13 protein-coding genes are annotated in these 16,768 nt (G+C 47.3%); 7 read left to right on the forward strand and 6 right to left on the reverse strand.

The genetic code is table 11. The features are described from left to right. Window positions 1-52: 52 nt before the first annotated feature. From LEPBO_RS0102075 to LEPBO_RS0102090, 5 genes are all read right to left on the reverse strand, one after another. Window positions 53-1,858, reverse strand: a complete 1,806-nt coding sequence (locus LEPBO_RS0102075) for a M61 family metallopeptidase (protein ID WP_017285868.1) — start codon at window positions 1,856-1,858, stop codon at window positions 53-55. 116 nt (window positions 1,859-1,974) lie between these two features. Next, window positions 1,975-2,679: a Crp/Fnr family transcriptional regulator gene (locus LEPBO_RS0102080; RefSeq protein WP_017285869.1), complete on the reverse strand. Its 705-nt coding sequence runs from the start codon at window positions 2,677-2,679 to the stop codon at window positions 1,975-1,977. A 63-nt stretch (window positions 2,680-2,742) separates the two neighbouring features. Then, entirely contained in the window at window positions 2,743-3,594 is an 852-nt protein-coding gene (locus tag LEPBO_RS0102085) for a 3'(2'),5'-bisphosphate nucleotidase CysQ family protein (protein ID WP_017285870.1), read from the reverse strand. Window positions 3,595-3,620: 26 nt separating this feature from the next. Further along, window positions 3,621-3,800 (reverse strand): hypothetical protein, encoded by a 180-nt coding sequence (locus LEPBO_RS35880; RefSeq protein WP_017285871.1) that lies wholly within the window; start codon window positions 3,798-3,800, stop codon window positions 3,621-3,623. Window position 3,801: 1 nt separating this feature from the next. Next, complete coding sequence (locus LEPBO_RS0102090; RefSeq protein ID WP_017285872.1) at window positions 3,802-4,881, reverse strand: PIN/TRAM domain-containing protein; 1,080 nt, start codon at window positions 4,879-4,881, stop codon at window positions 3,802-3,804. A 320-nt stretch (window positions 4,882-5,201) separates the two neighbouring features. Between LEPBO_RS0102090 and hemW the strand changes: the two genes are divergently transcribed. Continuing rightward, window positions 5,202-6,380, forward strand: coding sequence for a radical SAM family heme chaperone HemW (gene hemW / locus LEPBO_RS0102095; protein ID WP_017285873.1), 1,179 nt, complete (start codon window positions 5,202-5,204; stop codon window positions 6,378-6,380). Here the strand turns inward: hemW and dps are convergent. After that, window positions 6,370-6,936 (reverse strand): DNA starvation/stationary phase protection protein Dps, encoded by a 567-nt coding sequence (gene dps, locus LEPBO_RS0102100; protein WP_017285874.1) that lies wholly within the window; start codon window positions 6,934-6,936, stop codon window positions 6,370-6,372. The two genes, hemW and dps, sit on opposite strands and share 11 nt — an antisense overlap. 178 nt (window positions 6,937-7,114) lie before the next feature. Between dps and LEPBO_RS39705 the strand changes: the two genes are divergently transcribed. From LEPBO_RS39705 to LEPBO_RS45580, 6 genes are all read left to right on the forward strand, one after another. Continuing rightward, on the forward strand, window positions 7,115-7,909 hold the full coding sequence (locus tag LEPBO_RS39705) for a filamentous hemagglutinin N-terminal domain-containing protein (protein ID WP_081614714.1): 795 nt from the start codon (window positions 7,115-7,117) through the stop codon (window positions 7,907-7,909). Next, the gene (locus tag LEPBO_RS35885) at window positions 7,906-9,804 is read left to right on the forward strand and encodes a beta strand repeat-containing protein (protein ID WP_051077754.1); all 1,899 of its coding nucleotides are present in this window, start codon (window positions 7,906-7,908) and stop codon (window positions 9,802-9,804) included. The genes LEPBO_RS39705 and LEPBO_RS35885 overlap by 4 nt, the downstream gene beginning before the upstream one ends. Window positions 9,805-9,905: 101 nt before the next feature. Next, window positions 9,906-12,407: a two-partner secretion domain-containing protein gene (locus LEPBO_RS0102110; RefSeq protein ID WP_017285875.1), complete on the forward strand. Its 2,502-nt coding sequence runs from the start codon at window positions 9,906-9,908 to the stop codon at window positions 12,405-12,407. A 93-nt stretch (window positions 12,408-12,500) separates the two neighbouring features. Further along, window positions 12,501-14,960: a beta strand repeat-containing protein gene (locus LEPBO_RS0102115; protein WP_026148355.1), complete on the forward strand. Its 2,460-nt coding sequence runs from the start codon at window positions 12,501-12,503 to the stop codon at window positions 14,958-14,960. 100 nt (window positions 14,961-15,060) lie between these two features. Then, on the forward strand, window positions 15,061-15,978 hold the full coding sequence (locus LEPBO_RS0102120) for a filamentous hemagglutinin N-terminal domain-containing protein (protein ID WP_017285877.1): 918 nt from the start codon (window positions 15,061-15,063) through the stop codon (window positions 15,976-15,978). A gap of 14 nt (window positions 15,979-15,992) precedes the next feature. Then, window positions 15,993-16,738 (forward strand): IS1 family transposase gene (locus tag LEPBO_RS45580; protein WP_455565126.1). Its coding sequence is split into 2 segments (ribosomal slippage): window positions 15,993-16,248 and window positions 16,248-16,738, totalling 747 coding nucleotides; the frame shifts between segments, so codons are not numbered across the junction. Window positions 16,739-16,768: the final 30 nt, after the last annotated feature.

Raw genomic sequence — 16,768 nt, forward strand, 5'->3', positions numbered from 1 at the left:
GTGGGAGTAGGGAGAACCTAGGCTCGGATTGCTCCCACTCCCATTATCAGATTCACTTCTCAACTGAACGGCTAACTGCACTTAATGGCACACCGAGCCAGCCTTCAAAATTGCTTTGTTGTAGAGGAGAAGGTTGCTCGATCGCTTCGATCGCAAATTGTGTCGCGCGCGGAGATGCCAGTGTCAGCGATCGCGTTTTCAATTCATCGCCATGAAACAGCGTCAGTTCGATGGTATCTCCGGGTTTGTAATCTCTTAAACGCTCCTCAAACTGACCCGGCGCAACTCGTAATCCGTCGATTGCGAGCAGTTCATCGCCCGGATCGATCCGAGCTTTCTGAGCCGGTGATCCCGCTTCAACAAACTTGATCATTTCTCGCCCGTTCTCGGTTTTTACTGTCATCCCGGTTAATGGAGGCAGCGTTGCAGCAGCAGCATTTGAACTGAGCCGTAATCCAAATCCAGCTAAGTATTCGTCAAATGGCAGTTCTTCTGTGCCGTGGAGATAGCGATCGAAGAAATTCGTCAAATCAAATCCAGCGATCGATTCAATCACGCTCGTTAAGTCTTCTGGAGTAAAGCCGATCTCGTCTTTTCCAAACTTCTCCCACATTTGGCGCATTACATCGTCGAACGATCGCTGGTTCGCATGTTTGATCCGAATTGCCAAATCGAGCAGCAATGTCACCATCTCACCTTTGAGATAGTAAGAAATCTGAGAATTTGCGCTGTTCGCATCCGGTCGATAGAGTTTGATCCAAGCATCAAAGCTCGATTCACTTAACGGCTGAACTATCCGACCTGGCGTATTCAAATAGCGTGTAATTTCCTGACTCAAAGCATTTAAATAGGCTTTTGCATCATAGACCCCGGCTCGATACGGCAGAATCAAATCATAAAAACTGGTCGTTCCTTCGCTAAACCAGAGAGACGGGGTGTAGTTCTCACCTTCATAGTCGAATACTTCCAAAGCTTTTGGACGAATTCGTTTTACATTCCACAAATGGAAGAATTCATGGGCAACGAGCTGGATAAAGCGATCGTATTTGTCCTTCGCTCGAAATCCCAACCGAGAATAAATCAACGAACAGCAATCTTTATGCTCCAATCCGCCAAAAGAATTCGCCGTTAAATGGAGCAGAAAGAAATAGCGATCGTAGGGCAATCCACCGAATAGTTCTGCTTCGACTTCGACCACTTTTTTCGTGTCGTGAATTAAGCGATTGAGATCGAATTTTCCTTCTCCCCAAATCACAAATTGATGAGGTTTTCCTAACACATCAAACTCATAAGATTGATGTTTTCCAATCTCAAATGGGCTGTCAACTAATGTATCAAAATCTTTTGCAACGAATGTATTTTTCGCGATCGCGGGTAAAGCAGTGACCACTTTCCAATCTGGATATGGAGGCTCGATCATGACTTGAATCGGCTGATTCTGAAATCCTGGAACGTAGAAAAATAGAGCAGCTCCGTTGAAATAGCCGTGATTTTCATCCAGATGATTCGTTCTGACCGTCAGTTCGTTCGCAAAAATTTGGTAACGCAGCTCGATTGAGTCTTTGCCTTCAGTTGAAATTTGATAGTGATTTTTCGCTAATTTTCGCCAGGGTGAGGCAGACTTAAAGCCTTGGAGATGCCGAGAATACTCGCGCACCAGATACGATCCCGGTGTCCAGACTGGCATTTTGAGATCGACTGTAGCAGATTGGCAATTCCGGATTTGTAGCGTCACCTCGAAAAGATGCGTCTCTGGCTGAGGCATCGCGATCGCATAATGAAGCGTGAAAGGTTTTACAGGATCGGAAACTTCTTGAGACTGCTGTGATCCTGCCCAATCAAAATCTTCACGGTTCATGCTGATGCTCACTTAATTCTCAAAACGGCTCTCCCCTATCATACGAATCTGATTCCAAAAATAAAACGGTGTCAGATCAATCGACCCGACACCGAAATTTCAACTCTAAAATCGAACTAAGGTTTTTTGGTTGCTAACTGCATCAACTGTTTTAAATTCACTAAATGAATCACTTGCTGATCGGGATTAATTTGAATCCAGCCTTTGCTATTTAATTTTTCTAGAATCTTGCTCGTTTCCTCGGTTGAAATATCCGACACATCTGCCAAATCCTTCGCTGGAATGTTGAAAATATCAACTCCTGATCCCGAAGTCTGTCCATAATTCTCGCCTAAGCTGACTAAGGTATTGACTAACTTGATCGCAGGCGGTTGATGTCGTAACTGAAAACGAAAATTCGTTTGGCGTAACCGTCTGACCATCAACTGCAACATACGATGATGCAACTGAGGATCTTTGAACAAGGTCTGGATAAAGCGCTGCGCCGAAATGCTCATCAGTCGGACATTCGAGAGGGCAATCACATCCGTCGATCTCGGAGATTCGTCTAAAATTGCCATTTCTCCGAAGAAATCCCCGCGCCCTAAAATTGCCAGCGTCGAAACATCTTCACCTGTTCCAGAATGTCGGCGAACCTTGACCCAGCCCGATACCACAAAATACACTGCATTGCCCCAAGCATCCTCCATCAACACGGCTCTGCCAGAGGGGTACTCATGCTCGGTTGCGACAGAAAGTAACCAGTCTAAGGTTTCTGGATTTGCTGCCGCCAGTAACGGAAATAACTCACTGAATACTTCGGTCTGCATTGCACGATCCATGGAGAAAAGGGGTCGGTATTAACGTTCCCTTTTTTCTCACCGTGATATCTATCACAGCCAAACTCAATATGAGAGTTGGGGATCAAGAACATCTCTTAAGCGCGGCAGTAAGAATTCGATCGCAGCAGGTTTGCCAATGACGATCGCTTGCTGATGCGCCAAACTCTCTAAATCCAAAACTTCCGGCGTAAATTCAATCGGTTTGCCATCGAGATCGAGACAGACTAATCCCGCAGCTTCGGCGATCGCCATCGGAGCCACCGTGTCCCAAATTTTGACGCGGCGATTCAAATAAATATAAACTTCGGCTTTGCCTAACACCACATTCATTACTTTCAAGCCGAAGCTACCAGGGGATCGCAAAAATTCAATTTCAGGGATCGCAGCCCCAATTTTCTCAGATGTATTTCTGAAATCCTTGTCGCCAATAATGACGCGATACGAATTCGGAGGTGAGAGCGGGCTAAAGCAAGGTTGGGGATCTGCGTTACCCAAAACTTCCCAGACTCCAAGATTTTTTCCGCCGTAGTAAAGAATGTCGTGCTCAGGAGCGTACACCCAACCCGCGATCGCACGCTGCTGCTCTAACAGTCCAACTAAAACGGCGTAATCGGGATCGCCATGAATAAAGTCCTGCGTTCCATCCAGGGGATCAATACACCAAAATCTTGGATAGTCAGACTGATAGCGTTTTCGAGAGTCGGCATTTTCTTCTGTGATAATGCCGTCTTGAGGGAAAAGCTGGGTAAAAAATTCAGACAGTTGGCGATCGAGCGTTTGATCCACCGTGGTGACAAAATCACCGGGCGCTTTTTGAAACACTTCAAACTTTTCAGCAGAGAGAGTTTTTGCTTGTTGTCCACACGATCGAACAATTTGGCGAATCTCGGTCAGTTGGGCAGAATTCAGAGACATGGCGGATAGTAAGGAATTTAGTGATCTTAACGTTTGTGGGCTTTCCAAGTGCCGCCATAGAGATAGAAGGGATTGTCTTGACTGACTTGATTCCAGCAGTCTCGACATACAAAAATCCACTCCCCTAACTCATCGTATTGAATACGGTAGAGCACTGGAGCGGATTTGTCACAGAGCGCACATTGTTTTTCTCGGACTCGACTCATTTCAAGCGACAGCCGATGTTTTCGGCTTGGCAAAAATCATGCGACCTGCGGAGGTCTGCAATGAACTAGTCACCACGACTTGCAGCTCACCACCAACATAACTGCGCCCATCTTCAACCACAACCATTGTGCCGTCGTTTAGATAGCCAATGCCTTGAGCAGGCTCTTTGCCTTCTCGCAAGATTTTCAGGTCGATGCTGTCGCCCGGCAAGTATGAAGGACGAATCGCTTGGGTCAAATCGTTGACATTCAAAACCGGAACTTTCTGAACCGTTGCCACTTTATTCAAGTTGTAATCCGTGGTTAAGAGCGTTGCGCTGATCTCTTGAGCCAGGCGCACCAGTTTTGCATCGACGGTTTGAATATCGTCGTAATCTGCTGAATGAATGATCACTCGATCGGGATAACTTTCTCGAACCCGATTCAAAATGTCGAGTCCACGCCGTCCGCGCACTCGTTTTTGATCGTTGGATGCATCTGCGACTTGCTGGAGTTCTTGTAAGACAAACTGCGGCACGAGCAATTGACCTTCTAAGAATCCTGTATCTAACAGATCAGCAATTCGACCGTCAATGATGCAACTCGTATCGAGTACTTTCGTAGTCGCAGGTTTAATCGTTCCCTCAGACAAAAGCAGCGTTTCTGCACTGCTCGGATTGATTAACCGTAACAGCGATCGCCCATGCACATCCGCAAGTGACATGCCTGAAACCGAAAACATAATGCTGCCAACTACAGCAACCAGCGGTTTTAAGAATGAAAACTCTGGAGGAATCGGCAGTAAGAACGTTGGCGCAAGGAGCAAATTGGCAACGAGCAGTCCCATGACTAAGCCGATCGCGCGACTCAGAAGCGTATAAGCTGGAAGTTGACGGATTTGGCGCTCGATACGGCGGAATCCGCTTTGCGCGATTAGCCCGATCGCTAAGCCAAACATTGCCCCAAATCCCGCACAGACCCAGCGCAGTGCATCTGGATTTGAGACTTGTTGCAGTACACTTCCCGGCAATGCTTCAATGCCATGAAAGCCAGTTCCCGCCCCTGCTAGGATGAATGAAATAATGATGATTGCGTCAAGCATAATGGGTAAGATGAGACGCATTTGATCGCGTCTGTACGGGAAAATTACGAGTCAAACCAAGTGCCAAGTCTCTAAGGCGAAATTAAAGACAGAAATTCGCCAGACTAGAATTTTAGAGTATGTCAGGCTTAGCGATCGGGCTTGACTTTGCACCATTATATCTTGAGAGCTTATCGATTCCTGTGTCCAAATACCGATTACATGGGAGGTTTACCGTATCTTAGTCGTAGTTTGTGATACAAATGCTGGACTTTCTGAGAGGCAACCGTCAGAGAGTTTTGAAAAACCAATATTTTGGTCTAAAAAATGAGTGAATTGTTATGGAATTTAATGTTCCAACTTCCGCATATGTGCATATTCCCTTCTGTCGAAGACGTTGTTTTTATTGCGATTTTCCGATCTCGGTTGTAGGGGATCAACGAAATGGCAGGAATTCTGGAACTATTGCTCAATATATTGAAAAGCTCTGTGAAGAAATTGATCGCTCTCATGATTTTGGTGAACCGTTAAGAACTGTTTTTTTTGGCGGGGGTACGCCGTCACTTTTAGCAGTGTCACAGCTTGAGCAAATTTTAGATAAGCTCGATCGCCGATTTGGCATTCTTTCAGATGCCGAAATTTCAATGGAAATTGATCCAGGAACGTTTGATCTCGAACAAATTAAAGGCTTCAAATCAGCGGGTGTGAATCGATTTAGTTTAGGCACTCAGGCATTTCAATCGGACATTTTGAAAGCCTGCGGAAGAACACATACAGTCGAAGATATTTACACTTCAGTAGATCTGATCCGGCAAGCAGGAATTGAGAACTTTAGTTTGGATTTGATTTCAGGTTTGCCGCATCAAACGATCGAGAGTTGGCAAGAGTCGTTAGAGCAAGCGATCGCGCTTTCTCCCACACATTTATCCACATACGATTTAACGATCGAGCCGCAAACTCCATTTGGAAAGCAATTGAAACCGGGTGAAAAGCCGCTTCCGTCTGATGAGTTAACGGCTGATTTATACCGATTCGCACAACGCACGTTGACGAATGCGGGCTTTGAGCATTACGAAATTTCCAACTATGCGAAACCGGGATATCAATGTCAACACAATCGCGTGTATTGGGAGAATCGATCGTTTTATGGCTTTGGCATGGGAGCAACCAGCTATTTGAATGGCGATCGGGTTTCTCGCCCCCGCAAACTGAAAGAGTATTACGACTGGATTGGCACAGCACAATCTGAAGCCGAAGTAAGTCAAACTGATCTGATGTTAGATAGTTTGATGGTTGGCTTACGGCTCAAAGAAGGCATTGATTTAGCACAGTTCAAAACCCAATTTGGAGAAGCTGCGATCGCTGAAATTGTGAAATGTTTAGCACCCTATCAAACATCAAATTGGGTCGAAATCACAGCAGCAAGTATCCGACTCACTGATCCAGAAGGATTTCTATTTTCCAATGTTATTTTGACAACATTGTTCGCAGCTTTTGAAGAAGATGAGTCTACTTTTTAGACTTTTTCTTACCGTTGGTTGCTTTTGTTTCTGCTGAACTTCCGTTAGTTGAAACTGGAGTTCCCTCAGCTTGCAAATGTGCTTCTAGAAACCACAGACGTTTGTCGATCGCTCTTGAGATCTCAGTATATAAATCTGCTGTGTCTGCATCTCCGAGATCGTCTGTTTCCGAAATCCCATCTCGTAATAGTTTTGCGTAGGGTGCATACCGATCTGCTAAAGCAGTCAGATGAGATTTTCCGTCAAAAATATCGATCGGATATTCGGGGATCTCCGATGTCTGCGCTGCAAGCCTTGCAGTTCCAAGCGCTGTGCCACCCAGAGCAGTCACTCTTTCAGCGACCAGATCGATAAACTCTTCCAACTCAGATGACATTTCATCAAACAACTGATGAAGCTGATAGAAATCCATTCCCTTGACATTCCAGTGAGCCTGCTTCACTTGAGTCTTGAGATCAAGTGTATTTGCTAAGGTCTGATTCAAAATGTCGATAATTTGCGATCGAACATTCGCTGGAAGATCAATTCGCGTGAAATGAAGCGGAGTGCTACTCATATTGTTTTTTCTGAATGTTTCCTAATAGTCTAATCGCAAATCGGAACTTAGGAAATCGCCAAAAAATTCCCTCCAGTCGCTCTCAATCATTGCTTACTTATAGTTTTGTATAGACTACAAAATGATGAATTAGGGAACTCTACACCTACCGTCCTATAGCTTTAAGAGTGTGGTAGTGATGAAGGGTATATTCCAGCTGTGTTTGGCAATCTTGGGGGCAGTTGCAATCTCAGAACAAGTTTGTGCGCAAGCCGTTGTGCCTGATAGCACCCTTGGCACAGTTGTGACCGGAAATCCTAACTTCATGATCACAGGCGGAACTCGTCCAAATAATGGTTCTAACCTGTTCCATAGCTTCAGCCAATTTTCTGTTCCGACGGGTGGCACAGCTTTTTTCGATAATGCACTCGATGTGTCAATGATTTTCAGCCGGGTCACAGGCGGAACAGTTTCTAACATTGATGGCATGATTCAAGCCAATGGCACTGCCAGCCTATTTCTGCTTAATCCTGCCGGAATTCTGTTTGGGAACAGTGCCCAATTGAACATTGGTGGCTCTTTTGTGGGAACCACTGCTAACAGTATTCGGTTTGCAGATGGGACGGAGTTTAGCGCCGTAAATTCGAGCCAAACCCCATTGTTAACGATAAGCGCGCCAGTAGGGTTACAGTTTGGCAGCAATCCAGGGAGCATCACGCACCAATCCACAACAGGCTTCCAAGTTGCGCCAGGTAAAACTCTTGCATTAATTGGCGGATCTCTCACCATAGCGGGTGGAACACTCAGTGCGCCATCTGGCAACATCGAGCTAGGAAGTGTTGCTGCGAATAGTCAAGTGGGTCTTGAGCCGACAACCTTTGTCATGAATTATGCTGGAGCCACAGGCTTTCAAGATATTCAACTGACTCAGAAGGCACAAGTAGATGCCAGTGGCAGTAGTGGGGGGCGATTCAAATCCAAGCTCGACAATTGAGCCTCAAACAAGGGGCACAAGTGCGATCGAATACGCTTGGCTCGGATCAGGGAAAACCTATCACGATTCGGGCATCCGAGCGAGTCGAGATTGTGGGCACCGAAGATTTATCTCTCTACAACATCTACTATGGTAGTGAAGACTTTGATACCAGTGGTTTAAGTGGCATTTATGCTGTTGTCAGAGGAGGAACCGGGAATGGGGGCAGCATTCAGATTGACAGTCCCTATCTGTCCGTAAGTCAGGCAGGGGCGATTGTCGCAAACACAAGAGGGCAAGGAAATGCAGGCAACCTGACGATCGAGAGCCAAACGGTCGAAATCAATGGTAACCCGGATGGCAATGGTTTTCCGAGTGTTCTCAATACTGGAACGTTTACTGAGGGTCAGGGTGGCAATCTCACGATCAATGCAGATCGACTTTTCTCCAAGGACTTTGTGCTTGTTCAATCCAATTCCAACGGTTCAGGGGATGCGGGGAATTTAACGGTGAATGTTCGGCAGTTCCAAGCTTTCGGTGGTAGTCAATTTTCGTCGGGTGCTTTTGCGTCAGGGAATGGCAGCAACTTAACGGTGAATGCTACCGAGTCGGTAGAGTTGATCGGGTTTAGCACCTGGGATGGGGGACCCTTTTCAACAGGGCTATTTAGCAGTGTTGAACCCAGGGGGACAGGACATGGCGGCAATTTGAGAATCACAACAGGGCGGTTGAGTATCCAGCAGGGAGCCAAGGTTACTGCAAATTTGGTAGGGAACGGGAAGGCTGGAAATATTGTAATTCGAGCGAACGAAGTTGAAGTCAGCGACCCTTTAGTAGATTTTACGGGAGCGATCAGCGGCATTGTGACCTCAGTGCAAAATGGCTCGACTGGGCAAGGTGGCAACTTGGATATTGTCACCGATCGATTACGAGTCTTCCGAGGAGGACAGATTACAGCGGCAACCGATGGATTTGGCAATGCAGGAAGTATCAATCTCCAAGCTGGGGATATCGATATTAGTGGCTTCTCCCAGGATGGACAATTTCGCAGTAGTATCACTGCGAGTTCAACGACTAGCTTTAATGCTGGCTCTATCAATCTTCGGAGCGATCGTTTGAGTGTTCGGGATGGAGCCAATATCACAGTCAGCAACACCGGAACTGGAGATGCAGGTAACCTCAATATCAATGCGGGGACTGTTTTCCTCAACAATGGCGCGAGTTTACAAGCTGAGGTCAATGGCGGAAGTCAAGGTAATATCCGGCTTGCAGCCCGCGATTTGCTCCTGCTACGGCAGGATAGCCAAATTGTCACGAGTGCCACCGGAGCTTCCACGGGCGGAAACATTACTATCAATGCGCCCATCATTGTGGGATTAGAAAATAGTGATATTGTTGCTAATGCAGTGCAGGGTCAAGGTGGAAATATTCAAATTACCACTCAGGGCATTATCGGCTTGCAGTATCGCGATCGCACAACGCCAGAAAACGACATCACTGCGAGTTCCGAATTCGGCGTGAATGGTACTGTTGAAGTCAACAATGTCGGAGTTGACCCAAATTCTGGCTTAGTCGAGCTATCCACAACGCTGATCGATTCAACTCAACAAGTCGCGGCTGGCTGTTCCGGGACTCAAGGGAGTAGTTTTGTGATCACAGGACGCGGTGGAGTGCCGCAAAATCCGACTCAGGAGGTGCGCCGAGATCGTGCCTGGAATGATGTACGCGATCTCTCGACATTCCAAAAAACCGCGATCGCGCCAGCCCCAACTCAGACTGCCATGCTCGTAGAAGCGACGAATTGGCATCGCAATTCCCAAACTGGAAAAGTTGAATTAGTTGCAGCACATTCTACTTCCAGCACTCCATCTGCCACTTGTGCCAGCACGCTGAACTCAACTCGAAGCCCTATCTAAATCTCCACTTCCCAGAAGTAGACTTCTTCTGACATTGCGATGATGTTGTTTGAGGGACGGGCACCCTACGTTTGACACTCCAGAATTTGAGGTTAAATGCAATGAGGCAGGCTGTCGCTGGATTAGTATGGGTTGGTCTAAGTACCATCGCACTTGGGTATACCGACCATATCCTCAGAATAGATCGAGTTGATGCTCAAGTCCTTCCCGACAGCACCTTAGGAACGACAGTTCAAACGCCGAACAATCTCGACTTCACGATCGATGGGGGGACTCGATCCGGTAACAATCTCTTTCATAGCTTCAACCAATTCTCTGTTCCCACAGGTGGCTCTGCCCTCTTCAATAACGCTACGGATATTCAGACTATCTTTGCTCGCGTCACTGGAGGCAGTGCTTCCAATATTGATGGACTCCTCAAAACGAATGGCACTGCTAGTCTGTTTCTGCTGAACCCCAATGGCATCCTGTTTGGGAGCAATACCCAGTTGAATGTTGGTGGTTCCTTCGTAGGAACGACTGCCAATAGTATCCAATTTGCAGATGGCACTGAGTTTAGTGCAGTGAATCCCAGTAGTCTGCCCTTGTTGACCATGAGTGCACCGATCGGTTTACAAATGGGACATAATCCAGGAGCAATTACTGTGCAGGGGCGAGGCAATCAGTTATTTGATATCACTGGTTTTGGTCAAGCCAGCGCGATCAACAGTCCTGCTGGCTTACAAGCTGGCGCAAATCAAACGTTAGCGTTGATTGGTGGTGCAGTGACCTTCTCTGGTGGAGTTGCTTCTATCCAGGGCAGTGGGCATCTGGAAGTCGGGAGTGTCAGTCGTGGAACGGTTGGACTTCAACCCACTCCAACGGGCTGGGTTGGTGATTACTCAGCAGTACAGCAATTTAACGATATTCATTTGGGGCAGGAATCGCTATTGAATGCTAGTGGGAGTAATGGTTCCATCCAGCTCCAAGGACAAAACATTCGCTTGACAGAAGGATCTGCGGCTTTACTTCAAAACCTTGGTTCACAACCGGCAGGGGGAATCACGGTCAATGCAAAAGGATCTCTAATATTGCAAGGCAATACTTCCAATGGTGAATTAGGAAGTTTGATTCAAAGTAATAACTTAAATAGTGGTCAGGTTGGAGACATTCTCATTTCTGCGGCTCAGCTATTTCTTCGAGATAGCTCTAGAATTATGTCTAGAACCCGAAGCGCCACTGCTGGAGCAAACATCAATATCAACGTTAATGGTACGACTGAAATTACTGGGTTTAACAACAGTAATCCAGCAGTGTACACAGCAGTTGCCACATTTTCAGTTGGCAGTGGCAATGCGGGTAACATCGCATTATCTACAGAAAATCTCAAGGTCTTGGATTCTGGCGCAATGATTTCGGTTGCTGCGCGTGATGGGAACACAGGCATAATCCAAGTCAATGCGGCTAAACAAGTCGAAATTGCGGGTTACAATCCAGTGGCATTTTCAGAAAGTTCTCTGTCTACCTATACCCAGGGGGCTGGCAATGCGAATCGTGCCGTGATCAACACAGCAAGATTAGTAATAACCGGGGGTGCATCTTTAGGATCCTCTACGACTGCAACAGGTTCAGCGGGTAACGTAGAAGTAAATGCTTCAGAGTCCATCGAGATTGAAGGTCAGGGAACAGCAGGAAATGCGGTTGGAACGGTCTCTCGCATCTATTCCAATGCTGAAGAGGTCAGTCCAGAGATTCAAGCTGCATTTGGATTACCCCCCATTCCCAGTGGTAATTCGGGATCTTTAACGATTAATACTCCCTCACTCCGCCTCAGCAATGGCGGCGCTGTGAGTGTCCAAAATGATGGCCCAGGCATTGGAGGAAATGTACAAATTATCGCCAATGATATCCAGCTAGAAAATCAGAGTCGCATTACTGCGGCAGCTGAATCAGGCGAGGGGGGCAATATTAACCTTCAACTTCGTGATCTCTTATTGATGCGTTCTGGTAGTAGCATTGCGGCAACAGCAGGCGGACAGGGAAATGGAGGGAATATTACCATCAATACACCCATTATCGTAGGATTAGAAAATAGTGACATTGTTGCCAACGCTGATCAGGGACGAGGCGGAAACATTCAAATTACCACTCAGGGCATTATCGGATTACAATACCGCGATCGCTTAACGCCAGAAAACGACATCACTGCTAGTTCTGAGTTCGGCGTGAACGGCACCGTTGAAGTCAACAATGTCGGCGTAGATCCCAACTCTGGCTTAGTCGAGCTATCCACAACCCTCATCGATTCAACCCAACAAGTCGCAGATGGCTGTTCTGGTTCTCAAAACAGCCGTTTTGTGATCACAGGACGCGGTGGAATGCCAGAAAATCCGGCTGAAACTGTGAGAAGTGAGCGTGCCTGGAACGATATCCGCGATCTCTCGGCTTTTCATAAACCTGCGATCGCTCAGGCTCCCAATTTATCACCCTCGATCGCTCAAGCAACCGCTTGGTATCGCCATCCCCAAACGGGCAAAGTCGAGTTGGTTGCCACTGGACCAACTAAACCTCACATTGCCGCAACCTGTGCGGCTCCTCTACAACTGCGCTCTAGTGTCAAGTAATTCGACCCTGCAATTAAATTCCTTACACAACATTTCTCTTGATGATTTTTGGGGCACATTGACTGAGTCTCCTATTTGTCAAGAGAAGCTTCTATGGTGCGATCCGTGCTACACTCCGTACTCTTGGGAATGTGTTTGACCCTCACTCTTCCGGTTCAAGCGCAACAAGTCCTTCCCGACACGACCCTCAATACTCAAGTCACACGATCGCTCAACGACTTCACCATCACAGGCGGCACGACTTCCGGCACGAATCTTTTCCATAGCTTCCAAGAATTCTCTATTCCCACAGGTGGGTCTGCTCTCTTCAACAACGCGACTAACATTCAAAATATTTTCAGTCGTGTTACGGGTAGCACCATCTCCAACATTGATGGCTTAATTCAAACCAATGGCACTGCCAATCTATTCTTGCTCAATCCCAATGGCATTCTCTTTGGTGCGAATGCTCGTTTGAATCTGGGTGGCTCATTCTTGGGAACAACTGCAAATCGTCTCAGATTTGCCGATGGTACAGAGTGGTATGCCGACAATGTAATGGCATCCCCTTTGTTAACGATGAGTGTTCCTGTGGGATTGCAAATGGGGAGCAATCCGGCATCCATTACTGTTCAAGGAACAGGACACGCTCTGAGTAATCCCAATCCTAGTGGGTTGCCTCCCATCGCTGTAATTCCCAGTGCGACAGAATTGCGCGTTCAACCAGGACAAACCCTCGCCTTGATGGGCGGCAATTTGAATCTCAATGGTGCAACTCTAAGCGCCCCACAGGGACGAGTCGAATTAGGCAGTCTGAGTGGTGCAGGTCTGATTCACCTCATTCCTACCGCCCAGGGGTATCGATTGGACTATGAGCAGGATCAGAGCTTTGGAAATATTCAACTCACCCAAAAGTCGCTTCTCGACGTGAGTGGCGTTAATGCCGGATCGGTACAGCTTCAAGGGCGAGAGATTCAATTCACCGATGGTTCACTGATCCTGTCACAAAATTTTGGTTACCTGCCGGGTGGGGAAATTCGCCTGCGAGCTTCAAACGCGATCGACATGATTGGTGCAACGGACTCACGCATTTGGAGTGGAATTCGGAGTGAAACGTTTGGCATTGCAGCAGGAAGCAACGTCAGTGTTGTTACTCCCAAGCTAACTGTCCAAGCAGGGGCAGGATTGAATACTTCAACGATAGGAACGGCTACAAGCGGGAATATTGACATTCAGGCAACTGCCATTGAAGTATCTGGTTTTTCACTCAGCAATCCTAGGAGTGTGAGTAGTCTCAGCACCTCTAGTTACTACAGTTCGGGAAATGCGGGTGACATTCTGGTCAATGGGGATAGTTTAGTCGTTTCCGGTGGCGCTTCCTTGAGTTCAGCAACCTTTGGCAGCGGTGCGAGTGGGCAAGTTGCAATTCACAACAATCAAACAACGATCACGGGCGGCAACGGCTTCGGATTCCAGAGCGCTATTGGTTCAGTCACGTTTGCAACCGGAACTGCTAAGGCTCTCACCCTGGAGACAGATCGGTTACAAATTCTCGATGGCGGAACCCTTGCAGCAACGACATTCTTTATGGGAAATGGCGGAGATCTGAGAATTAACGCGGCAGAATCTATCGAGATCAGAGGATACAATCAGAGCAATAATAGCAGCATCAACTCTTCTGTCCTATCCTTAAACCCACAACTGCGGCAGCAATTTGGGCTTCCCGATATTTTAATCGCAAATGCAGGCAGTGTTAGCATTTCCACACCTAATCTAATCTTGACAGATCGCGGCACCGTCAGTGTGACGAATCAAGGGGATGGCAATGGTGGTACGCTGAGCATCAAAGCTAATACTATTCAATTAGATCGTCAAGCTAGCATTCAGGCACAAACAGCGTCAGGAAATGGCGGAAATATTGATTTAGCAGTTGGTAAGCTGTTACTGCTACGGAGCAATAGCGCGATCGCGGTAACTTCGGGTGGAAATGGTAACGGTGGGAATATTACGCTCAATTCGCCTGTGATCGTAGGATTAGAAAATAGTGATATTGTCGCCAATGCAGCACAAGGTAAAGGCGGAAATATCCAAATTACGACTCAAGGCATTATCGGATTACAATACCGCGATCGCACAACACCTGAAAGCGACATCACTGCTAGTTCCGGAATCGGCGTAGATGGCACCGTCGAAGTGAACAATGTTGGAGTTGATCCGAACTCTGGCTTAGTCGAGTTATCCACCACATTGATCGATTCAAACCAACAAGTCGCGGCGGGCTGTTCCGGCACTCAAGGCAGTAGTTTTGTGATCACAGGACGCGGTGGAGTGCCTCAGAATCCGGCTCAAGAGGTGACCCACGATCTCACCTGGAATGATGTGCGTGATCTTTCAGCTTTCCACAAACCCTCGATCGCTCAGCCGCCAAATTCATCACCCTCGATTGTAGAAGCATCGGCTTGGTACCGCAATCCTCAAACTGGAAAAGTCGAATTAGTTGCAGCACATCCTACTTTCAGCAATCCATCTGCCACTTGTGCCAGCAAACCTCGCTCAACTGAAAGCCCTTCCTAAGTTTCTGCTTGCCAACAGCATCTTTTTTATACGGCAAGATGATGTTGTTTGAAGCACGGGCACTCTACGTTTGACATTCCAAAATTCAAGGTTAAACGTTATGAAGCAGGCTGTAGTTGGATTAATGTGGGTTGGACTCAGTACGATCGCTCTTGGATATGCCGACCATATTCTCAGAATGGATCGAGTTGATGCTCAAGTCGTTCCCGACAACACCCTAGCAACGACAGTTCAAACGCCGAACAATCTTGCCTTCACGATCGAGGGAGGCACACGTTCTGGCAACAATCTCTTTCACAGCTTCAGCCAGTTCTCAGTACCCACGGGTGGTTCAGCAGGTTTCAACAATGCCTTAGATGTGCAGAATATTTTTGCACGCGTCACGGGGGGAACTGCATCCAACATCAATGGACTGATTCAAGCCAATGGTTCTGCTAGCTTATTTTTGTTGAATCCCAGTGGCATTTTATTTGGACCAAATGCATCACTGAATCTGGGCGGGTCATTTGTCGGAACGACAGCCAGTAGCGTTAAATTTGCGGATGGTACAGAATTTAGCGCGGTTAATTCTGGAACGCCTTTACTGACGATCAGCGCACCCATAGGCTTGCAGATGGGGGCAAACGCAGGCCCCATTCAAGTACAGGGTGCTGCCACGGCCAATCCTTCATTCCGACCACCTACCCTGGCAGTAGCTCCGATGCAAACCTTAGCACTGGTGGGTGGTCAGATCGATTTGAGTAGTGCAACGATATCTGCCCCTGGAGGACGAATCGAACTGTGGGCCTTGCGAAATGGACAGATCGCAACCAACACCCAGTCGTGGCAATTAGCCAGCCCAGCAACAGCAGCGACTTGGGGCACTATTACTCTACAACAAGCTGCCTTGGTCGATGCTAGTGGAATGACTGCTGGGGGAGGCATCAATGTGCGAGGACGGGGATTGACCTTGCAAGAGAGTTCAAACGGTAGTGTTCTAGATATGTGGATATATGGCAGAATGAAAACGATGTGTTAGAGGGCTGAGTCGAGATGGTCCTAGAACCTGTTCAATGTCCCGATTGCCAGAGTGTGGATGTCGTTAAGCATGGTCGCAGTGCTGCTGGAAAACAACGGTATTGTTGCCGTAACTTAGAGTGTTCGAGACGATCATTTATCTTGAACTTTAGCTATCGAGGACGACTGCCTGAAGTCAAAGCGCAAATCAGCGACATGGCAATCAACGGCAGTGGTATTCGTGATACCGCCAGAGTGTTGAAGATTAGCCCAACGACTGTGATTGAAACGCTGAAAAAAAGTCAAGTCAACTTGAACAAGTAAACATAAGTCTGCTCGAACAGCACCAACCGGATAACACTGCAGTCATGGTCGTCAGAGTCGAGGCGGCGGAGATGGACGAGATGTGGAGTTTTGTCGAGTCAAAGCAGCATCAACGATGGTTGTGGCACGCGATTGACCATCAAACTGGAAAAGTCCTTGCCTATGTGCTAGCCACCCATGAAGACTCAGCTCTTAAGCAACTTCAGCAACTGTTAGCTCCTTTTTCGATTCAACGGTTTTACACCGATAGTTGGGGAGCTTACTTGCGATTGCTAGATGAGCAGCACCATACGGTTGGCAAAGCCAACACACAGCGCATTGAGCGGAAACATCTAACTTTGAGAACTCGGATCAAGCGGCTTGCCAGAAAGACGATCTGTTTTTCCAAGACTGAGAAGATGCATGATACTGTGATTGGATTATTCATCAATCGTCATGAGTTCGGGCGAGCAGTATAACGTTATGCCCACACATCTAGAACACTACCA

This window comes from Leptolyngbya boryana PCC 6306 (genome assembly GCF_000353285.1).
GTDB classification, from domain to species: Bacteria; Cyanobacteriota; Cyanobacteriia; order Leptolyngbyales; family Leptolyngbyaceae; genus Leptolyngbya; species Leptolyngbya boryana.